This window comes from Paenibacillus sp. YN15 (assembly GCF_003285005.1).
Taxonomy (GTDB): Bacteria; Bacillota; Bacilli; order Paenibacillales; family NBRC-103111; genus Paenibacillus_AR.
Genome location: NZ_QMFA01000002.1, coordinates 265,234 through 284,018, shown reverse-complemented (window position 1 = coordinate 284,018; position 18,785 = coordinate 265,234). Strand labels below are relative to the sequence as shown.

9 protein-coding genes are annotated in these 18,785 nt (G+C 56.7%); 1 reads left to right on the top strand and 8 read right to left on the bottom strand.

The window, feature by feature from the left end:
• Positions 1-69: 69 nt before the first annotated feature.
• Together DQG13_RS03105 and DQG13_RS30495 are read right to left on the bottom strand one after the other, a co-directional pair.
• Positions 70-2,445 carry an alpha-L-arabinofuranosidase C-terminal domain-containing protein gene (locus DQG13_RS03105; RefSeq protein ID WP_113018140.1) on the bottom strand — a complete coding sequence of 792 codons (2,376 nt, stop codon included), beginning with the start codon at positions 2,443-2,445 and terminating at the stop codon, positions 70-72.
• A 95-nt stretch (positions 2,446-2,540) separates the two neighbouring features.
• Entirely contained in the window at positions 2,541-3,422 is an 882-nt protein-coding gene (locus DQG13_RS30495; protein ID WP_181592541.1) for an AraC family transcriptional regulator, read from the bottom strand.
• A 123-nt stretch (positions 3,423-3,545) separates the two neighbouring features.
• Between DQG13_RS30495 and DQG13_RS03090 the strand changes: the two genes are divergently transcribed.
• A complete protein-coding gene (locus tag DQG13_RS03090) occupies positions 3,546-5,621 on the top strand; it encodes a glycoside hydrolase family 31 protein (RefSeq protein WP_113018138.1) in 2,076 nt (691 codons plus the stop codon).
• A gap of 84 nt (positions 5,622-5,705) precedes the next feature.
• On the opposite strand, the gene DQG13_RS03085 is transcribed toward DQG13_RS03090, so the two are convergent.
• The 6 genes from DQG13_RS03085 to DQG13_RS03060 form a co-directional block, all read right to left on the bottom strand.
• Positions 5,706-6,362, bottom strand: coding sequence for an SGNH/GDSL hydrolase family protein (locus tag DQG13_RS03085; protein WP_113018136.1), 657 nt, complete (start codon positions 6,360-6,362; stop codon positions 5,706-5,708).
• Positions 6,363-6,507: 145 nt separating this feature from the next.
• Complete coding sequence (locus DQG13_RS03080; protein ID WP_113018134.1) at positions 6,508-7,830, bottom strand: replication-associated recombination protein A; 1,323 nt, start codon at positions 7,828-7,830, stop codon at positions 6,508-6,510.
• 645 nt (positions 7,831-8,475) lie between these two features.
• Positions 8,476-8,685, bottom strand: coding sequence for a helix-turn-helix domain-containing protein (locus DQG13_RS03075; RefSeq protein ID WP_113018132.1), 210 nt, complete (start codon positions 8,683-8,685; stop codon positions 8,476-8,478).
• A gap of 10 nt (positions 8,686-8,695) precedes the next feature.
• Complete coding sequence (locus DQG13_RS03070) at positions 8,696-9,172, bottom strand: DUF2975 domain-containing protein (protein WP_113018130.1); 477 nt, start codon at positions 9,170-9,172, stop codon at positions 8,696-8,698.
• 542 nt (positions 9,173-9,714) lie between these two features.
• Positions 9,715-17,133 carry a LamG-like jellyroll fold domain-containing protein gene (locus DQG13_RS03065; protein ID WP_181592540.1) on the bottom strand — a complete coding sequence of 2,473 codons (7,419 nt, stop codon included), beginning with the start codon at positions 17,131-17,133 and terminating at the stop codon, positions 9,715-9,717.
• Between the two features lie 121 nt (positions 17,134-17,254).
• Positions 17,255-18,706: a glycosyl hydrolase family 28 protein gene (locus tag DQG13_RS03060; RefSeq protein ID WP_258525426.1), complete on the bottom strand. Its 1,452-nt coding sequence runs from the start codon at positions 18,704-18,706 to the stop codon at positions 17,255-17,257.
• Between the last annotated feature and the right edge of the window lie 79 nt (positions 18,707-18,785).

The window sequence follows — 18,785 nt, the reverse complement described above, 5'->3', positions numbered from 1 at the left end:
CGGGAAAAATGCCAGATGAAAATAAAAAGGGAGCAGAAGACGCCGAACGCCTCATACTCCCCTCCAATCTTATCGGTGAATCCGGAAAACCGTCACCGACTGCCCCGGAAACTTATAGTCGAAGCAGCCTTCCTGAACGTCGAAGCGATGTTCCCGGGGTTTAATCAGCTCCGGCTCCGCGAAGCTGTTCTCAGCCGCAAGCGCATAACCCGCCAGTTCATACACTTGGGCAACGGCAGGCTTTCCGCCGAACCCGTCCAGCACCACACGGGTGCTTACCGCCTGCTCCCGCACATTCACCGCTTTTACAATTACATCCCCGGTGCCATGCTCCCGGCTGGCGGTCAAGTACAGCGGCTCCACAGAGGGAAGACGGTCCTCCGTTTCATGGTCCGGCTGCCCATTCATATACGACCGGATTTTCCGGCCCCGTACCTCCAGCACCAGCTCATAGTCCTTTTGCGTTTCCAGGGTAAAAATATTCTGCGCCAGACAGCTGGAACGCCCGTTCACCCGCGCGCCGATAATGGAGTCCTGGTTCTGCCAGCCGCCCACTTCCCAATAGAGGAAGTTGTCCGCATCGGTTTTGCCGAAGCGGATCACAAAGCCCTTCCGTCCGGCCAGCTTCCTGCACGTGAGACGGAGCGTATAGGCGCTCCAGCCTGTTTCGCCCAAATCCAGCGTACCGGAAAGTCCCTCCGCCTGCGCCCCCGGCAGATTGGACAGCCGTCCGCAGAGATGGTCCAGCTCCAGAACCTCGCCGGTATTGTCATTGGTCAGACTGATGCGGCTGAACATCATGTCCGCCTGATCCGTGACCAACGCCAAGCCGCCGCTGACCGGCTTATCCTCCGGCTTCTCCGGCTGGCCCAGCCCGTCTGCCGCCACTCCCAGCAATTCGTCCCCCTGGTGGTTCATAAACAGCTTTTGCACATAATAATTGGCTGTGCCATAAGCCTGATGATTGTTGAACCAGATCATATCCGGCTTCCAGTTGACATAATCCGCATTGCACAGCATCGGGGCGTAGCAGGCCAGCCCCACCGCATGGGCGTTGCGCTCCAGCCGGGTCATGAAAGCGGCCTCCACCAAAGCATTGTAGTAGGTATTGCCCCATGTGGCGTATTCCCCCAGGAATACCTTGGGCTCATCCGCCTTGAAGCTGTCATACCGGTCCATATTGGCCAGGAACCATTCCGGCGACTGGTAATAATGCTCATCCACCAGATCCGAGCCGTTCTCCCGGGCGGATTTCCATCCGCGGTCATACTCGCTGCCGGCGGCAAAGGGGCCGCTGCTGTTGATGATTTTGATCTCTGGATACCGCTCCCGGATGGCCTCGTGGAAATACTTGTACCGCTCAAAAAAGGCTTCCCCTACCTCTTCGTTGCCGATGGCCAGATATTCCAAGCCGAAGGGCTCCGGATGGCCAAGTGACGCCCGGACGGCGCCCCATTCCGTATCCGCCGCGCCGTTGGCAAATTCGATCAGATCCAGGGCGTCATCAATCCACGGCCCCAGCTCGTCCAGAGGAACCGCAGCCTGATGATGGGGATCATAGCCCGCCGGAAGCACCGGAAGGGGTTTGGCCCCGATATCCTCGCAGAACAGGAAATACTCGTAATAGCCCAAACCCAAGGTCTGGTTGTACCGCCAATTGTTCCGCCTGGCAGGGCGCTGGGCCACATCTCCCAACGTATTTTTCCAACGGTACATGGAATCCCGGTCCTCTGCATTCAGCGAACCATCATGAATCAGACAGCCTCCGGGGAAGCGCATGAACTTCGGTCTCATATCCGCCAGCAGTTGGGCAATATCCGCTCTCATGCCGTTCTCGCGGCCAAGGAAGGTATTCACCGGGAACAGGGACACCATATCCAGATACAGTCTGCCCTCCCCCTCCGCAACAATGGCCAGTCTGCCGCTGAAGTCGGTGGCGTTTGCCTCGAGCACAGTTTCGTACTTCTCCCATCCGGCTCCGGCAACGGCGATTTGCGCCTGGGCGTATACCTCTCCCGCGGCGGATTCCAGCGAAACCGTTACCCGCTCTCCAAGAGCGCCTTCCCTTCTGGCGTAAAAAGAAAACCGGTATTGCTCTCCTTCGCGGACCGGTATTCCGCTGTTAAAGCCTGCGTTTAACAGGCCGCCCGCTCCCGGGCCCTTCAGCTCCAGCACCGCGTAATGGGGATTTCGCCGGTTCAGGGGCTCCACATTTTCCACGGCAAGCTCTACCTGGCCTCCGCGCTCCAATTTCTCCCAAGCAGTCAAGGAATGGTAGGACGGATGATCGATAGGGTCGAACTCGAAGGAACGGTTCTGCACCAGCTCGGCGTACAGCCCCCCGTCGGCGGCATGGTTCAGGTCCTCAAAAAAAATGCCGAACAGATCGTTCAGCGGTGTAAGCGGAGCTCCGCAATCAATACGCAATTCAGGCTTAGACGACATTGGGTTATCCATCTCCTTTTCTCCATTCTATGAAGAGGCCTCCCCCAAAACAATGGTCTATCATGGTCAATTCCTGACCGATTGTGCTTTTTGCTTTAATCGCGCATATGGTTCCGGGCCGATCTGTATTTAAGGGGAGTGACGCCCATCACCTTCCTGAACAAATGGATGAAATAGGAGGGATTATCGTAGCCGATGGCATCGGCGATCATGCCGACCGACAGGTCTGTTGTCTCCAGCAGCCGGCAGGCCTGTTTGATCCGCCTGGCCGTGATGTAATCGCTGATGCTGCCCCCTGTCTCCTCCCGGAAGATCCGGGAAATATAATTGTTGGACAGATGCAGCGCTTCCGCCAATTGGTCCATGGAAATTTTCTCATGATAATGCGCTTCGATCCAGCTCATCACCCGCTCCGAATAGCGGGTTCCCCGCAATGGTTTGGACGGGTTGGCAAGGCTGTTGCCCGCAAAAGCCGCATCAGGCAGATGCTGGAGAAACTGCAGAAAAAACAGGGTCAGCTCCTCCACATCCTCTCCCTTGCCGGTGGAATGGGCATGATGGTAGGTGTCGAACACCCATTCCATCCGCTCCCCCTCCTGCTTGAGATCATAGGCATGGGGATGGCTGCGATCCCGGCATAGAGCTTCGAATCTGGCCCGCCGTGTGGGGAAGGCACGCAGCAGCTCCTCCACCGCCAAAGGGTCCACATAAAAAATCGACCGCTCATACGGCTCCTCCGGGGACACCTCCACATATACCTGATGAAGCTGGTACGGCTGAAAAAAGAAGAGCATCCCTTTGCGCAGCCGGTAGGTCTGCCGGTTAAGGACCACGGTGCCCCTCCCTTCATGGACAAGCATACATTCGCAGCATTGATGCCAATGGTAATACCCTTTGAAATGCTTCTCAATCCTGATCCGGTAATCCCAGAACATGGTGGAATGGTCAAAATAGACAGGCTCAAACAGCTTGTTCATCGCAAACCTCAGATGGATAGAATAGTGATATTTTTTCATAGTATGCCACAATTTCCGCCAATACGGCAATGATATAATCGGGATAAATCCGGTTATTCTACATTCGATAAATGAGGTGTCCATATGGAAAAAGTGGCAAACGGCATTTGGAAAATGAGCTTTGGCGAACCTGAGCCGCATACGCCTGTCCGGTACCGCAGCGCTCCGGCCAAGGAAGCGGCCCTTGACGGCCTGGCTTGCCCCGGCAAAGCCCCCTTTACGGAGGAAGAGGTTTCCATCCGGGCAACGCCCCGGGGAGTCCTCATCGAGCTGCCTTTGGGCGGGGAGGAGCATATTTACGGCTTTGGCCTGCAGCTTCATGCGGTGGATCATACGGGCCGCAAAAAGGTGATCCGGGTCAACAGCGATCCGGTAGCCGATACCGGGGACAGTCATGCGCCCGTTCCCTTTTATGTGTCCACCAAAGGCTACGGGGTGCTGGTGGATACCAACCGGTATGCCGCCTTTTATTGCGGAACGAACCTTCGCAAGGGGGAATCCGAGCACAAGAAGCTGGAGCAGAAGGCCGTTGGCACCTCGGAAATCGAGCTGTACGGCTACCAGAAGTCGGAGGGCAACCGGACGGTCGCTGTGGATGTGCCCGTGGCCCAGGGCATCGAGGTTTATTTCTTCGAGGGCCCCGGTCTCCGGGAAGCGGTGCAGCGCTACAATCTGTTCTCCGGAGGCGGCGCGCTTCCGCCCATGTGGGGCCTGGGCATGTGGTACCGGGCATACAGCGCCGCCAAGAAGGAGGATGTGATGCGGCTGGCCCGCACCTTCCGGGAGGACAACATGCCGGTGGATGTGTTCGGCTTTGAGCCGGGTTGGCAGACCAAGGCCTATTCCTGCTCATTTGTTTGGGATGAAGGGCGTTTTCCCGACCATGAGGCCATGCTCGGGGAGCTGTACGACATGGATTACCGGGTGAACCTGTGGGAGCATCTGTTTGTGCATCCCTCCTCTCCCATGTACGGGGACTTGAAGCCCCATTCCGGGGATTACGAGGTATGGGAAGGGCTGGTGCCCGATTTGTCCGTTGGGGAAGCCCGCGAAACGTTCGCCGGACATCACAGGAAGGCTTTTGTGGACAAGGGCATCGCCGGGTTCAAGCTGGACGAGTGCGACAGCTCCGATTATGTCCATTCCAACTGGTCCTTCCCGGATATCGCCCGGTTCCCCTCCGGCATGGACGGCGAGCAAATGCATAACCAGTTGGGCGCTCTCTACCAGCAAACCATTCTGGCCCCCTTCGAGGAAGCAGGCAAACGGACCCTGTCCCAGGTCAGAGCCTCCGGCGCCATGGCGGCTCCCCTGCCCTTTGTGCTGTACAGCGATTTGTATAACCACAAGGTATTTATCCGCGGCGTTGTCAACTGCGGCTTCTCCGGCTTGTTGTGGTCTCCCGAGGTGCGCCAGGCGGAATCCCCGGAGGATCTGATCCGCCGGATTCAGACCGCCGTCTTTTCACCCATGGCCCTGCTGAACTGCTGGCGGATTCCCAATCCGCCCTGGATGCAGGTGGACCGGGACAAGAATGTGGCCGGGGAGTTCCTGGACAATTATGCGGAGATCCGCGAGCTGTGCCGCTCTCTTTTCCAAACCCGGATGTCTCTGATCCCCTATCTGTATACGGCATACGCCCGCTACAGCGAGGAAGGCTTGCCGCCGTTCCGCGCTTTGGTCATGGACTACCCGGACGATCCCCACACCTACGGCATCGATGACGCCTATATGATGGGGGATTCCCTTCTGGTAGCCCCGATCATTACAGGCACTGCGGAGCGCCAGGTTTATTTGCCGAAGGGCGTCTGGCATTGCTTCTGGACCGGCCGGATCTATGAAGGGAGTCAAAGCTACTTGCTTGCTCCCGGCTTGGAGCAGATTCCCGTATTCGTCAAGGACGGCACCCTTCTGCCGCTGGCCAAACCCCTGCCGTTTGTGGCCGATGATGCGGTGTTCCAGGTGGAGCTGCATCCGTTTGGCGCGGAGGCCCGGAATTGCGTCCTGTATGAGGATGACGGCATATCCTATGGATACCGGGAGGGCCGGCATAATTGGGTCAAGGCGGAGCTGGACAGCCAAAACGGCGTCCGCGTGGAGCGCACGGGGAATTTTCCGGCGCACCGCTACCTGTTCGCAGCCGCCCCCGCCCGGCCATAACGAACAGGCTGCCGTTCCCGCCGCTTAAAAACATTGAACCCCCGAAACCGCCGTCCTGGGACGGTATTTCGGGGGTTTTAGGTGTTAGGAGCGGAGCGCCAGCGGGCTGTTCTGAACCGTCTCGATCCATACCCGGGAGATCAGCTCATGGCCTGCGGCCGTAGGGTGTACGCCGTCGCCTGTCCAGAAGGTTGCCGCGGTCCGTTTGGCCGCTTCGTCGAAGGCCTTCTGCAGCGGAACGAAAACCGCTCCATTTTCCTCAGCCAGCTGCTTCACCACCGTCTGATAAGTCTCGATCAGGCTTTTCCAGCCCTCCCACTGCTCCTGGGTAGCGCCGCAATTCAGAATAAACGGCTCCATCAGGATCAGTCCGGTATCGGGCAAATACTCCTTGGTGATCTGCAGCAAATGGCGGTAGGAGCTTTCGAAACGGTCTCCTGCGCCTTCAGGCAGCCGGTTCATGATCCGCCACGCGTCGTTCACGCCGATCAGAATGCTGAGGCGCTTCGGATTCAGATAGATGGCATCCTCGTTCCAACGGGCGTACAAATCGGAAACCCGGTTGCCGCTGATTCCCCGGTTCAGGAAAAGCGGTGCGGACTCCGCCAGCTCATACCCCAGCTTGCCGCTTATCCGGGCGGCATACCCGTGGCCAAGGCTGTACGTGTCGGCCCGGTTCCGGCCGGTATCGGTAATGGAATCTCCCTGAAACAAAACATCGACCTTTTGTTCAAAACGCATTTTTGGGCTCCCCTTTTACAATGAAATGAGACGAGATTGAGATAAGATCGTACCGGTTTCCATTAGAGTGAGTTACCGGTAACACACAGGGATTATACCACAAGTTGCCGCCAAGGGGGTACAATCTTTCACAATGTTTGGGCCATTATTCCTGCTGTTTGGCGCGCCAGGCGGCAATTTTTTCCAGCCATTCCTTTACCCGGGCCTCGTTGCCCTGCGTGGTGGGCCGGTAATACTGCCGGTCCTGCAGGGATTCGGGCAGGCACTCCATCATGGTCAGCTTGTCCTCCGTATCATGGGCGTACTCGTAGCCCTCCCCGTAGCGAAGCTCCTTCATCAGCTTGGTGGGAGCATTGCGCAGATGCAGCGGCACCGGCTCCGCCAGCATATGGAGGGCATCCTCCTTGGCTTTGCCGTAGGCTTCATACAGCGCGTTGGACTTGGGGGCCAGGGAAAGATGGGTTACCGCATGGGTCAAATGGACGGTGCATTCGGGCATGCCGATAAAATGGCTGGCCTGGTAGGTGCTGACGGCGATGTCCAGCGCTCTGCTGTCGGCCATGCCGATATCCTCGCTGGCAAAGCGGATCAGCCGTCTGGCTACATAGAGGGGGTCCTCCCCCGCCTCCAGCATCCGCGCCAGCCAATAAATGGCCGCGTTCACATCGCTGTTGCGCATGGATTTGTGCAAGGCGGAAATCAGATTGTAATGCTCCTCGCCGTTTTTGTCGTAGAGCAGGGACTTCTTGCTGATGCACTGCTCGATGATTTCCTTGGTGACGGTGATTTTCCCGGCAGCCTGCACGCCATTCAGCACAACCATTTCCAATGTGTTCAAGGCCGTCCGGGCATCCCCGTTGGCAAAGTTGGCAATGAGCAGCAGCAGTTCCTCAGTGATGTCCAGTTGGGTCCAGCCAAAGCCACGGGGATCGGCAACGGCCTGCTTAAGAAGCAGCAGCACATCGGCGGCGGCCAGGGCCTGCATGACAAATACCTTGCAGCGGGACAAAAGCGCCGCGTTGATCTCGAAGGAAGGATTCTCTGTGGTAGCGCCGATGAGGATAATGCTGCCTTTTTCCACGAATGGCAAAAATGCGTCCTGCTGGGCCTTATTGAACCGGTGGATTTCGTCCACGAACAGGATGGTTTTTTCTCCCATCAGCCGGTTATGCTCCGCCCGGGTCATCACTTCCTTGATTTCCTTGATTCCGCTGGTGACTGCGCTGAAATCCACAAAATGAGCCTTGGTCTTATGGGCAATAATCCGCGCCAGGGTTGTTTTTCCCACACCGGGAGGGCCCCAGAAGATCATGGAGGGCACAATATCCTGCTCCACCATCTGCCGGAGCACCATTCCTTCCCCCAGCAAGTGCTGCTGCCCCACATAACCGGACAAGCTGTCCGGCCGCAGCCGGCTGGCCAGGGGGCTGCTCCAGGCCCGGTCGTCAAACAGGGATTGCTCGTCCATCGTCGCCTTCCTCTCTTGCTTCAGACTTCCGTTATTCCATGAGGTACATTCTCTATTGTACAACCTCTGCCGGGCCAGTCAACCGGAGCTTGAGTCGGATTAATGACCGGGGGACGATGCATCTGTTGGAGGATGCGTCTGTTGAGGGATGACCTGCGGAGATACGTCTGTTGGAGGATGCGTCTGCCGGACGTAGCGGAACTGAGCGGCTCTTAAAGCCGTTTTTGCGGCTTATTTCTGTTTTAACGGAAATGAGAAGCGCCTATAGCCCGCAGCAGCCTCATTTTGCCTCCATTTTCGTCGCGCAAGGGTGCGTAAGAGCGTCTTAGTTCCGTAAAACCTACAAATTCCCGTTTTTGCCGCCATAAGAGTCGCTGAGTTCCGCAGCAGAAGGCTTCCCCGCCAAAACGCACCCGCTGCTGCCACAAGTCCGCTGTTTCACCCACCGCCCAATCCCGCCACCATTCTGGTTGCAGGTATCGCATCCTCCCCACAAACTATTGCCCTCCGCAACCAACCATCAATGAAACATCGGTACCGCACATGACAGCCGCATCATGGAAATCTAATATAACAAAGAAAAATACCGCTCCCGGAACCTGCTTTTTCCAAGGAACGGTATGGTTTCAAATCCGCATTCGAGCATCATTCTTCCGCTTTGTACTCCAATATATCGCCGGGCTGGCAGTCCAGCGCCTTGCAAATCGCCTCCAGTGTGGAAAAGCGGATTGCCTTTGCCTTCCCGTTTTTCAAAATGGATAGATTCGCCATAGTAATGCCTACTTGCTCCGAAAGCTCTGTAACGCTCATTTTCCTCTTGGCCAGCATAACATCAATATTGATAATTATCGCCATATGCGTCACCTCAGACCGTTAAATCATTTTCGGATTTTATATCTATGGCGTTTTTCAGCAGCTTTTGGAGGACGGCGGCAAAAACTGCGATCACCGCGGAGGCAAAGATAAAGGCCAGGTTAATCAAAATCACGCCAGGGGCGTCATCCTGCTCCGCCAGCATGTAAAAGAACGGCAGACCAACCACAAACAATATACTGATGACGGCTGCGCAAACTTTGATCCTCTTCAGGGCGTTAACCGATAATTCCGAGAAGGCGTTGTTCTTGTCGATATAGCCAAGCAGCCGCAAGGCTTGGTACAGCGCATAAAAAAACGGTACGGCGGTGGCATACAAATCAATCACAATCGCGTAGACCAAATAAGCCGGATAATGCTCTAACGCTTCCTTTGCAAACAAGGGCAATCCCAAGATGTATACAGCCAGTATCAGAAGCCCGATCAGAACAATCGTGGTCTTCAGGAAAAGTGTTTTTCCCCGTTCCATGACACATTCACTCCAATCCGTTAATGTCATGTTGAGAGTAACATACAATTTATCGTTTATCAATATATATTTTTCGTTTTTAGATATTTTTTTATTCTTATCTCAAATAAAAAACTCTACCCGGAGGTCTTTCGGAAACAGAGGGGGTGTGCCTGCTGCGCGCCCCTCAACGGACAACCCCCAGGCCTCTCTGCATCAAACGTCTCATTAGCCGGACCGTGGTTCCGTTATTTCTCGAAAATCGGCCCTTCTTTCTCCTGAGCGGACCGTGGTTCCGTTAAGTGCGAATAAACGGGGGAGTTCCGTGCTTCTGGAGCGAAATAAAGGATCGTCTGTCCGCGAAAATCCAGAAAAGGGGCAAACGGGGAAAATAGCGGATCGTCTGTCCTCGACCATCAGCCGTTCCGTCTGCTCCCCCTCTGCCCTCGACCATCCGCCGTTCCATCTGCCCTCCTCTGCCCGCGACCCATCAGCCGCTCTGTCTGCCCCCCTCTGTCCGCATACAAAAGGCAGAGTGCCCCTTGAGACACTCTGCCCGGCTATTATTCAATTCCCATGATGCGCGCGATCAACACGGCAGCCTCGGCCCTGGTTGTGCCGGCCTTCGGCGCAAACAACTCTCCCTCCCGGCCTTGAATAACCCCGGCCTCCGTCAAAGCCCTTACCGCATCCGCCGCATAACCGGCAATTTGGGCCGCATCCCGGAACGCCGCTGACGGGCCGCTGTCGGCTTTCGGAAGCTCCATATCCGCGGCTGCCAGAATGCGCATCAGCAGCACCGCCATTTCTTCCCGGGTAATGGATTGCTCCAGCCCGAAGCGGCCGTCCTCATACCCGTCGACAATATGGAGCGCCTGCGCCGTGGCAACAGCGTCGGAATACCACTCGTCCGGCTGCACGTCTGTGAAGGTGGAGACATATCCTTCGTCCACCAAGCCAAAAGCCTCCATCCCCATCTTCAGGAACCCGGCCCGGCTGACGGCAAAACCGGGAGCAAACCGGTCCGTGCTGACTCCGTCGATAATTTGCCGGGCAAACAAAGCGTCTATGCTGTTCCGGGCCCAGGTGTAAGGCTCCAGGTCCGTGAAGGCCGCCGGATTGGAGACCACCCCATATGTGCCGAAATGCCGGACATAAAAGACAAGCTCATTTGTTCCGGCCTCATACCTGGAATTGCGCACTATGACTAACCGGCCTGAATCGTCTGCGTATGCCGCTACCAAACCATACTGGGACTCTCCGGCCCGGCGTGTGTAAGGAATGCGCACCTCCGCCTCCTTGCCTGCCCCGAAGTCTTTCACCGGTTTTCCGTCAACCGCAAGAGCCAGCTCCAACATAGGTTTGTTATTGCCCGCACCGCTGAAAGAGGCGGGCCATTGGGAGGCATCCAGCAACCTTATGGTCAATAGCAGTTCCCCTTGATCTGACAGATCCGGGACAGCATCCATTGGAATTTTCAGGGAGACAAGACCTGTTTCCACCGCGATAGCCTTTATCCCCTCATTTCGGGCTTTGATCCAGGCCTTCGCCGGAAGCTCCAGAGAAATGGAGGAAGCTGGGTCATCCGACCTCAGATGAACCGCCAGCAGCTTCTCCTTATCCTGCGCTGCATTGGCAATCGCCTTGCTCAAGCTTTCTGCGCTCAACGCCGCCTGAGCCATCCCGTCCTTCACGGTGAGCTTCGCCTGAATTCGGGCTCCGTCTACAACCTGCTCCGGTTCTATGGCCGGCACGGCTTCTTCCGCAGCGCCGGACCAGCCTCCAGCAGAGCCGTTTGAGGATGATTCCGTCTTGGCTGTAAAATCGGCGCTTGCTGTCCGGTTCCCCGCCTCGTCAAAGGCAGCCACCTTGAATGTATACGCTGTATCGGGGGCCAGGCCGGTAAAGCTGTAGCTATAGGTTGAGCCGGTTAAGCCGGTTACGGTGCCTGCCAGCAATCCATCCCGGAAAACATCATATCCGGTTACCGCCACATTGTCCGTGGATGCACTCCAGTTCAGCACCAGAGAGGAAGAGGTGATATCGGACGCGCGCAGATTCATGGGAGGCGACGGCGCATCCGGGTCTACAACCGTAACATTGGCGGCAGCCGGAAGCGGTGATCCGTACACCGCGCCTGTGACACTGAAGCTGCCGGGAGCGCTGTACAGGATGGGGTCAACCTCATTCCAGACTACTGCCACCGGCAAAACCGTCCCGTTACTGTAAACGGCCTCGACAACCGTCGGCAATTCAGGAGGGATTCCCACCGCTGTCCACACCTCCACCGGCTTCAGGGCTTCAATGTGCAGCTTGCGCTCCAATTGCTCCAAGGCTTGCCGCAAGCTCCCGGCGGCTTCGTCAATCTGCTGCTGGGTGCTGGAGGCAGCCTCCAGCCGCTCTTGCGCAGAGGCAACTGCAGCCTGTAGAACCGTCCAGGTAGCTTCCGTATAATCCTCCGGGACCGGCAGCGCCGCCGCTTCCGCCAAGAACAGCTCCAGCAGGGAGTTATCCCGCCATATCCCATTGCCACTGTAAAGCGAGAAAATTTCATCGGCGCTCAAGGCCCGGTTGTAAACGGCAAAATCATCAAGCCTGCCATTAAACAACGGGTCCGCAGCAAATTGGCTTTTTCCAATATAATGGATGGCGGGTTTGAAATCCTTCGGTTTGATGGTAACGGGAGCGGAGGCCTTCTCCACCCCATCCACAAACAGCTTGGCGCTGCCGCCGCCAAGGGTTGCCGCCACATGCACCCATTGGTTCAAGGGCAGCTGATCGGTATTTACCGCCTGCTCCGAGCCGCCGTTCTTGATGGCAAACCGCAGAGTGTTATCCCCCGAACGAGGGGTCAGGAACAGGTATTGGGCAGTGCCGTTGCCAAAGTCGAAGATGCGCTGCCACTGGCTGTTGGCGCTCCAATTTACCCACATGGCCACCGTGATTTCATCGTAACCGCCCAGGGCATGATCCTGCGGCAGCTGCACATATTGATTATTCGCCCCGCTCAATTGAATGGCCTGGCCGTTCCTTCCCTCCGCATAAGCAGGGGAGCCGAAAGCGGTTGCGGAAGCTTCGCCGAAGGTATTATTCAGATTCCCCTCAAAGGCATAAACCGACAAGGGATTGGACACCAGCGCCCCTTCAGCCGAAGCCAGCTCCGCCAGCAGCTGCTGCCTGTTTGCTTCCGGCTTGACGATTTCCGCCGCAATCCGCTCCGCTTCTTTTTGGTACACATAGTAGCTGCCTCTGGTGAAATCTCCCGGCGGGAAAAGCTGAAGCCCCACCTGCAAATGCAAGGTTTGGCTGGATGAATATTTCCCGTTGCTGACCACAAAGGTTACGGCATGGCTTCCGTAATCCCCCTGCGCAGGCTTCCAGGTAAACAGGCCGCTGGCCGGATCAAACACCGCCCCCTGGGGCAAATGAACTGCCTGATAAACCAAGGGCTGGCCTGCCGGATCTGAAGCGGCTACCTGATAGGTGTACACCTGTCTGGCCGTCAGCTCCGCCCTTGCCTCCGGTTCAAGCAGCGGCGCTCCCTTCACCGTAATGATAACCGTACCGGAGGCGGAAAAGCCGCCTGCCGTTACAGTAAAGATCAGGCTGTATACACCGCCCTGCTCCCGGGACGGCGTCCAGACAAACTCCCCAGTGGACGAATCTAACGAAGCTCCTGCCGGAAGCGGACTGACGGAATACACGGCGCCTGTCACACTGTTCAGAGTTTGAACCGTAAAGCTGATGCGGGTTTCCGCATCGGCCGTCACATCCGGAAGCGGCGCAAGCAGCGGCACGCCGGTTTTGTATTGAAGCTGGCCCTTGGCCGCCTGCAGCTCCGCAACCGCCTGGTCAACCTCCGCCTGGGTGTGCCCGTTGCCGCTGTTCATGTCAATACCGGCTTCCAGAGCCTGATGAAACGGCAGCAGACTTGAATCTGTATACAATTCGGGGTTCAGCTCCCCGGCCTGCTCAAGCAAATAGGCCAGCAGTGTCTTGTCAACGGTATTCCCGTAATAAAATTCCAGCTCCGCTACATTGGCCCCTCCCGCCGCCGAATAATAGCGCAAATAGCGGAACGGCGCGCTGTTGGCCAGAGGGACTGTATACCATTCCAGAGCGCTGGCGCCGCTTATCGTATGCAAATTGACGTAGGTTATTCTGTCTGCGGAGCCTTGCAGCACCGCCCCGTTGACCCGGCTGACATATTCATTGGCCGGTTTGCCCGATCTGCCTGGCCGCGGATAGAACTTGAAGCCGGTCAACGCCTTCTCATTGCCTGAACCCAGATCCACATCAATCCAGCCGGGATTGCCGTCATTGTCCGTATAGGTGGCCGTGTTCCCGTCGAAGGCCCTCCAGCCGTTTACGGCCCGGTTGTCTGTTGAGCTGCCGTAGGATTTATGGGATGCGGTTACCATATCCGCGGTAAGGGACACCTTTTCCACCGATTCCACCGGCAGGGTTGCCCTGGATACCAGCAGCTTCTCCGCCTCCTTCAGCTCATTTCGCAGCATCAGCTTGTTGGCTCCCGGCTGACTGAAGGCTTCCACAATCCGGTCAGCCGTCTGTTTGTACAGATAATAGCTGAGTCTGGTGTACCCGTCAGGTCCCGGCACCATGGAGGCGATATCCGAAATGTCATATGCGCCGTACAGCTCCGCCTCCGCGATGTTGCCGCTCCATGCCCCGCTGTTGGAAATGCGGAGATAGCGGTACCCGCTGCCATCTCTGATCTGCTCCCCGCCGATGTACGTCCAGGTATTGTCCGCCGCCCCGGATACGGCCGGGGTCAGGTCGGTCCAGGTCGCATTGTCGTTTGAGCCCTTCACCACAACGCCGTTCATCCGCCCGGCATAACCGCTTCGCGGCATCAGGGTCACGCCGCTTAGCCTGACTGACGCGCCCTCCCCAAAGTCTATTGTGTAGAAAGCGCCGGTGCCCGAGGCAAGATCGCCAAAGGTAGCCGTATTGCCGTCAAACAGCAGATAGCCCACCTGATCGGCCGGCAGCCCGCCGCTGCCGTATCCGGCGCTGGAGGCAACCACTGCGGCCAGCTTGGAAACATCCAGGAAAGTGGAACGGTTCATATAATCCAGCGATGAATTGTCCGTGGTAAACATGACCGTATCCGCAGCTATGCCTCCCGCGGTTTTATAATCAATGGCAAACCGGACCTTGCCCGTGGGCATTGCGCCGTCCATGGTCACAAATGCGGTCCAGGTCTGCTGATCCGGCGAAACCGCTGCCGCCTGCCGCCCCTGTATGGTCACCTGCACATCGGAAATCGGCTCGGTGGACTTGAAGGATACGGATACCATATCCCCGGTGTTGACCCGCCCCTGGATACTTTGGGGAGAACGGATGGAGACCGACTCCAGCCTGTTATGGGTTTCATGGCGCTGGCCGTAAATCCGCAGCTCCGACAGCTCAAACATGGTGCTGGTGGGCTCATCATTCATATGCAGTCTCAGAAACCGGTATGGCTTATGCTGCAGCTCTTCGCTGACCTTCAGCTCCTGCATCTCATCGGCTGCAGTTGTCCGTTCCGGCGTGAGGCGGGTCCAATTTTCCTTGTCATTGGAGCCGTACACGGCAGCCCCGCCGATCCGCTCCGGGAACCCGGCTCTGACCTGAAGCTTGACGGCAGTGGCGGACACCTTGTAGTCCGCGCCGAAGTCGAGAATAAAGCTCCGGTCCCCGGTCAGGTAATAACCGGCAAAGCTGTCCGGCGCATTATCCGCCAGATTGGCAATTTGTGTGCCGAAGGTTGAGGTAATGCCCAGGCTGACATAATCCATGCTTCCGTCTTCCATAAGCGGCGTCAGCAGCCGGAGCCCTTGAACCGCGCTGTTCAATTCGGATAATTTGCGGTAGAACTCCTCATCCGTCGCTGTGGGCACCATTTGGAGCGTTTCCGCGTATTTCGCCTGAAAAGCATCCCGTGACGCGGAAATATAAATCGTCTGCGGGTTATACGGCGCAATGGCCGCCGCTACCGCTTCCTGCCGGTCATTGCCCACAGTAATGCTTACCGCCCTGGCGGACACAGAGGTTCCGTCGGTGGCGCTGACCACAATGGAGTACGTCCCCGCCTGCGCCGGTTTCCAGGAGAAGACCCCTGTGCTTTCATCGAACAAGGCTCCCTCCGGCTTGCTGTCGATCTGATAGGCGATATGCTCCCCCATTCCCGCATCCGTTGCCGAGAAATCATAGCTGAGAGTAGCCTGGGAGCCCGTATAAGCATACAGATTCAGGGAAGAGCCTCCGGCTGCAAATACGGGAGGCGTCAGCTGCGCCGCCCCATCCAGAAGAATATGGTCAATGTCCACAAGCGTCCCCTTGCCCGTCACCTTGAAATAAATCAGATCACCCAGACCTTGATATTCATTTATAGTGAGAACGGCATATTTCCACTGGCCCTTGGTATCGGGCAGCACCAGCTCATTATTCTTCCAGCCGTTGATCTCCAGCCGGGCCGTTCCGTTGGTGCGGAATTTCAACCCGACGGTCTTTAAGGCCGTGCCGGAGGCAACCAGGGATACCCGGCTTCCCTCCTCCGCAGCCTGAATCCGGACATAAGAGGTTCCGTCCCCGTCTGTCCCGGCGGCCGCATTGGCCAGACCGTTCAGATCGGTGGCAGTCCGGTACTCCATCTCCTGCAAGCCGCTTGCCGACACCTTCGGCAATGTGGACGCCCCTTCGGCTGCCGCTTCCTGGGGGATAAAGAGCCAATAATCGGCCCCTCCATCCGGCGATTCCCACCAGAACATATGGCGCTTCCTGAACATGTCGGCATAATACGGCGCCGCCTGCTCCACATCCACTCCCATATTGTACTTGTAAAAATAATATTGCCCGTAGACATTGCCGCCGATCCGCCCCCGGTAGTTGCCGGAGAGGATCTGGTAGATCACCGGTACTCCATTGTCGTAACGTGCGATGACAGGTGTCCAGGGGGTATCATGCCCCAGCATGAAACGGGCGAAATAATCGGAGGCGTCCAGAATCCGGTTGCCCAGAAACTGGTAAGCGGATACGGCATTCACCGCTGTGGAAACGGTTCCATATTGCGGATCAACTTTGGTCCCCTGTGCCTCCAGCAGCCGGGCCAAAATCTCCGCGTTGGTGAGATCGCCGGCGCCATGGGCTTGATCCCGTCCCATCTCCACATGCTGGACTCGCGGAGTCTCCAGCGGTTCTCCGGTTGCCTCATTATGCGTCACCAGCCTGAACAGACGTTGGATGGAGCCGTTCTGTCCCTGGTCCGGCGCAGTTTTATTCACCGTAAACCACTCCACGCCCTCCGCATACCGCTCCGTGCTATTCATGAAGATATAGCCGGAAACAGCGCCGATTAGCGGATAAAGATGCTGGTTCATGAATTTATCATTATAATAACAATAGGTGGCAATCATTGGCTTGATCAGATTTTCGGTAAACTGAACGGTATCCGCATCCGTCCACGCCCATTGCGGGTCCTCCCCGTCGGCGCCGGAATAACGCAGAATTTCCGCCGCAGTGACAATTCTGTTCAACGGAATGCCCATATGGATATGGGAGTCGGTGAAGTAAGCATATTGGTTCGGGTCCATCTGGGACCACAACCGGATAATGCGCATGGCATTGGCCCGGTACACCTCCTCCCCGGTAAAATAGTACATCAGAGCTTGCGTATACGCTCTTAATCCGTCGGCAACAAACTCGCCTTTGCTGTTTACGTTGCGCTTCTTCGGATTATCCGTCCCGTCCCCATTAGCGCTGGCGAATATATTGGCGGAGAATGCACTGGACGCATAACCGGATTGGCTCATGGCAGCGTAATAGGTATACCACGGCTCCTGCTTGGCCATAACCTGCGCCCGGGCATTTTCCAGAACCTCCTTGGTCAAGCCGATGCCCGGATGGGTGAAGCCTTCCTCAGAGATGACAGGCGTGATGGTCACCCTGTCCGAGCCGGCAGGTACTCCGGCTGCTGCCACGTCCGCCGCCTCCGCCTTATTTTGCCCAAACGGCAAATATGCTGCAAGTAGAGCTGCAATCAGCAAAGCACTCCATATTTTATTAAAAAGTACATTACGGTTGCTTCTCATCCAAATCCTCCTATTCCTCAAATACAACATGATGCACATGCCTGCCGATGACAAAATGGCCTTCGTCAGGTGTGCGGACCGGCTGCCCGTTCATTCGCAGATTGCGGAATACAACGCCGTCCACTGTACGGGTTTCGTCATACCCCTCAATTACCGAAGGGTTGGAGCATTCGCCTTGGAAGCTGATGGTGTCAAACTCAATATTCCGCACCGCCCGGCCAGGATGGGGATTGTACTTCTCGTTTTGCAGCACACGAATATCGATGGGCCGCCCCAGCTCGAAGGGCTCTACCCGGATATTGCGGAAGCTTGCGTTGCGCACCGTGTTTTTATCCCCAACATTGATGGACATACAGCCCCAATAGCCGTCCTGCGGCTCATGATGCTCCAGAATATCAATCTGGTCAAAATGGATGTCCTCGATCACATCCCCTTCGCCCTCATGATCACCGTGGCAGCCGATATTAATGGGATGGGCCACATCCGCCCACAGAATGGAATTGCGCACCGTAACAGTCCGTGTATCCCCCTTGAACACCCCTCTGCTGCCGTAAATGGCAATGCAGTCGTCGGAGGTGCGCAGGAACACATCGTCAATATGGATGTCTCTGCAGGACATCATGTCGATGCCGTCGCACCAGCCCCGGGTGCTGAAGGATTTGAAATTGCGGATCGCCACCTGCTCCGACTGGCCCAGATGAATGCTGTAATGAGGCGGATCGACGGATATAATATCCTCCACCCTGATGTTCCTGGAGAAGTCGATCTGGACGCTGCGCCAATAGGTGGTTTTCTCTATATCCCGCAAAAAGATGATTCCGCGACCGCGTATGGTGACGTCCTCCACATGTTTGCACAGCAGGGAGCCAACCACCATGGCGCCTCCCGCAAGGTATACCGTTTTCCCCGAAGGAATAGGCAGCAGCCCCTCCTCCAGCCGGTGAAAGCCCGGGGCAAAATAGAGCACGTCAGCAGGCTCCGCTCCATTGTCCCCTCCCTCACCCAGTCTTTGCACCAGATCGGCGCTTTTGTGGGTTCCCGGCATGATGAGAGCAACATTGCTGTCCTCCGGCCGGGGAGCATCCTGCTCCATACTGTTGGCGAAAACATGGAGATTATGGAACCGGTCCCCATCCGCCTCCAAACTCAGCTTGCAGGGGCGGTCCAGCCGGAACAAAACCCGGTCGCCTTCTATCCGGGGGAGAATCCCCAGCGCCTTGGGCCTGATCTCCACATGCCGGGGATTCCCCCGCCTGCAAACTGCCTCTACCTCCACAACCCCCTCAAAATCAAAGGTCACCATAGAGGAATTTCGCACATGATGCATATCCACACGAACCTCATACGTAAACAGCTCCTGCCATTCCCCGTCCGCCAATCTGACCCGTACAGCATAATCCGGATTGGCGGCGGCCTCCGCCGGAGCGGAATAAACCTTCAATTGCCCCTTCATCGCATCCATCCTACCTTCCTTGTGATGTCTGTATACAGGAAGGACCGGAACATCATGCTTATGCTCCAGTCCCTCTGTCTGTGTTATC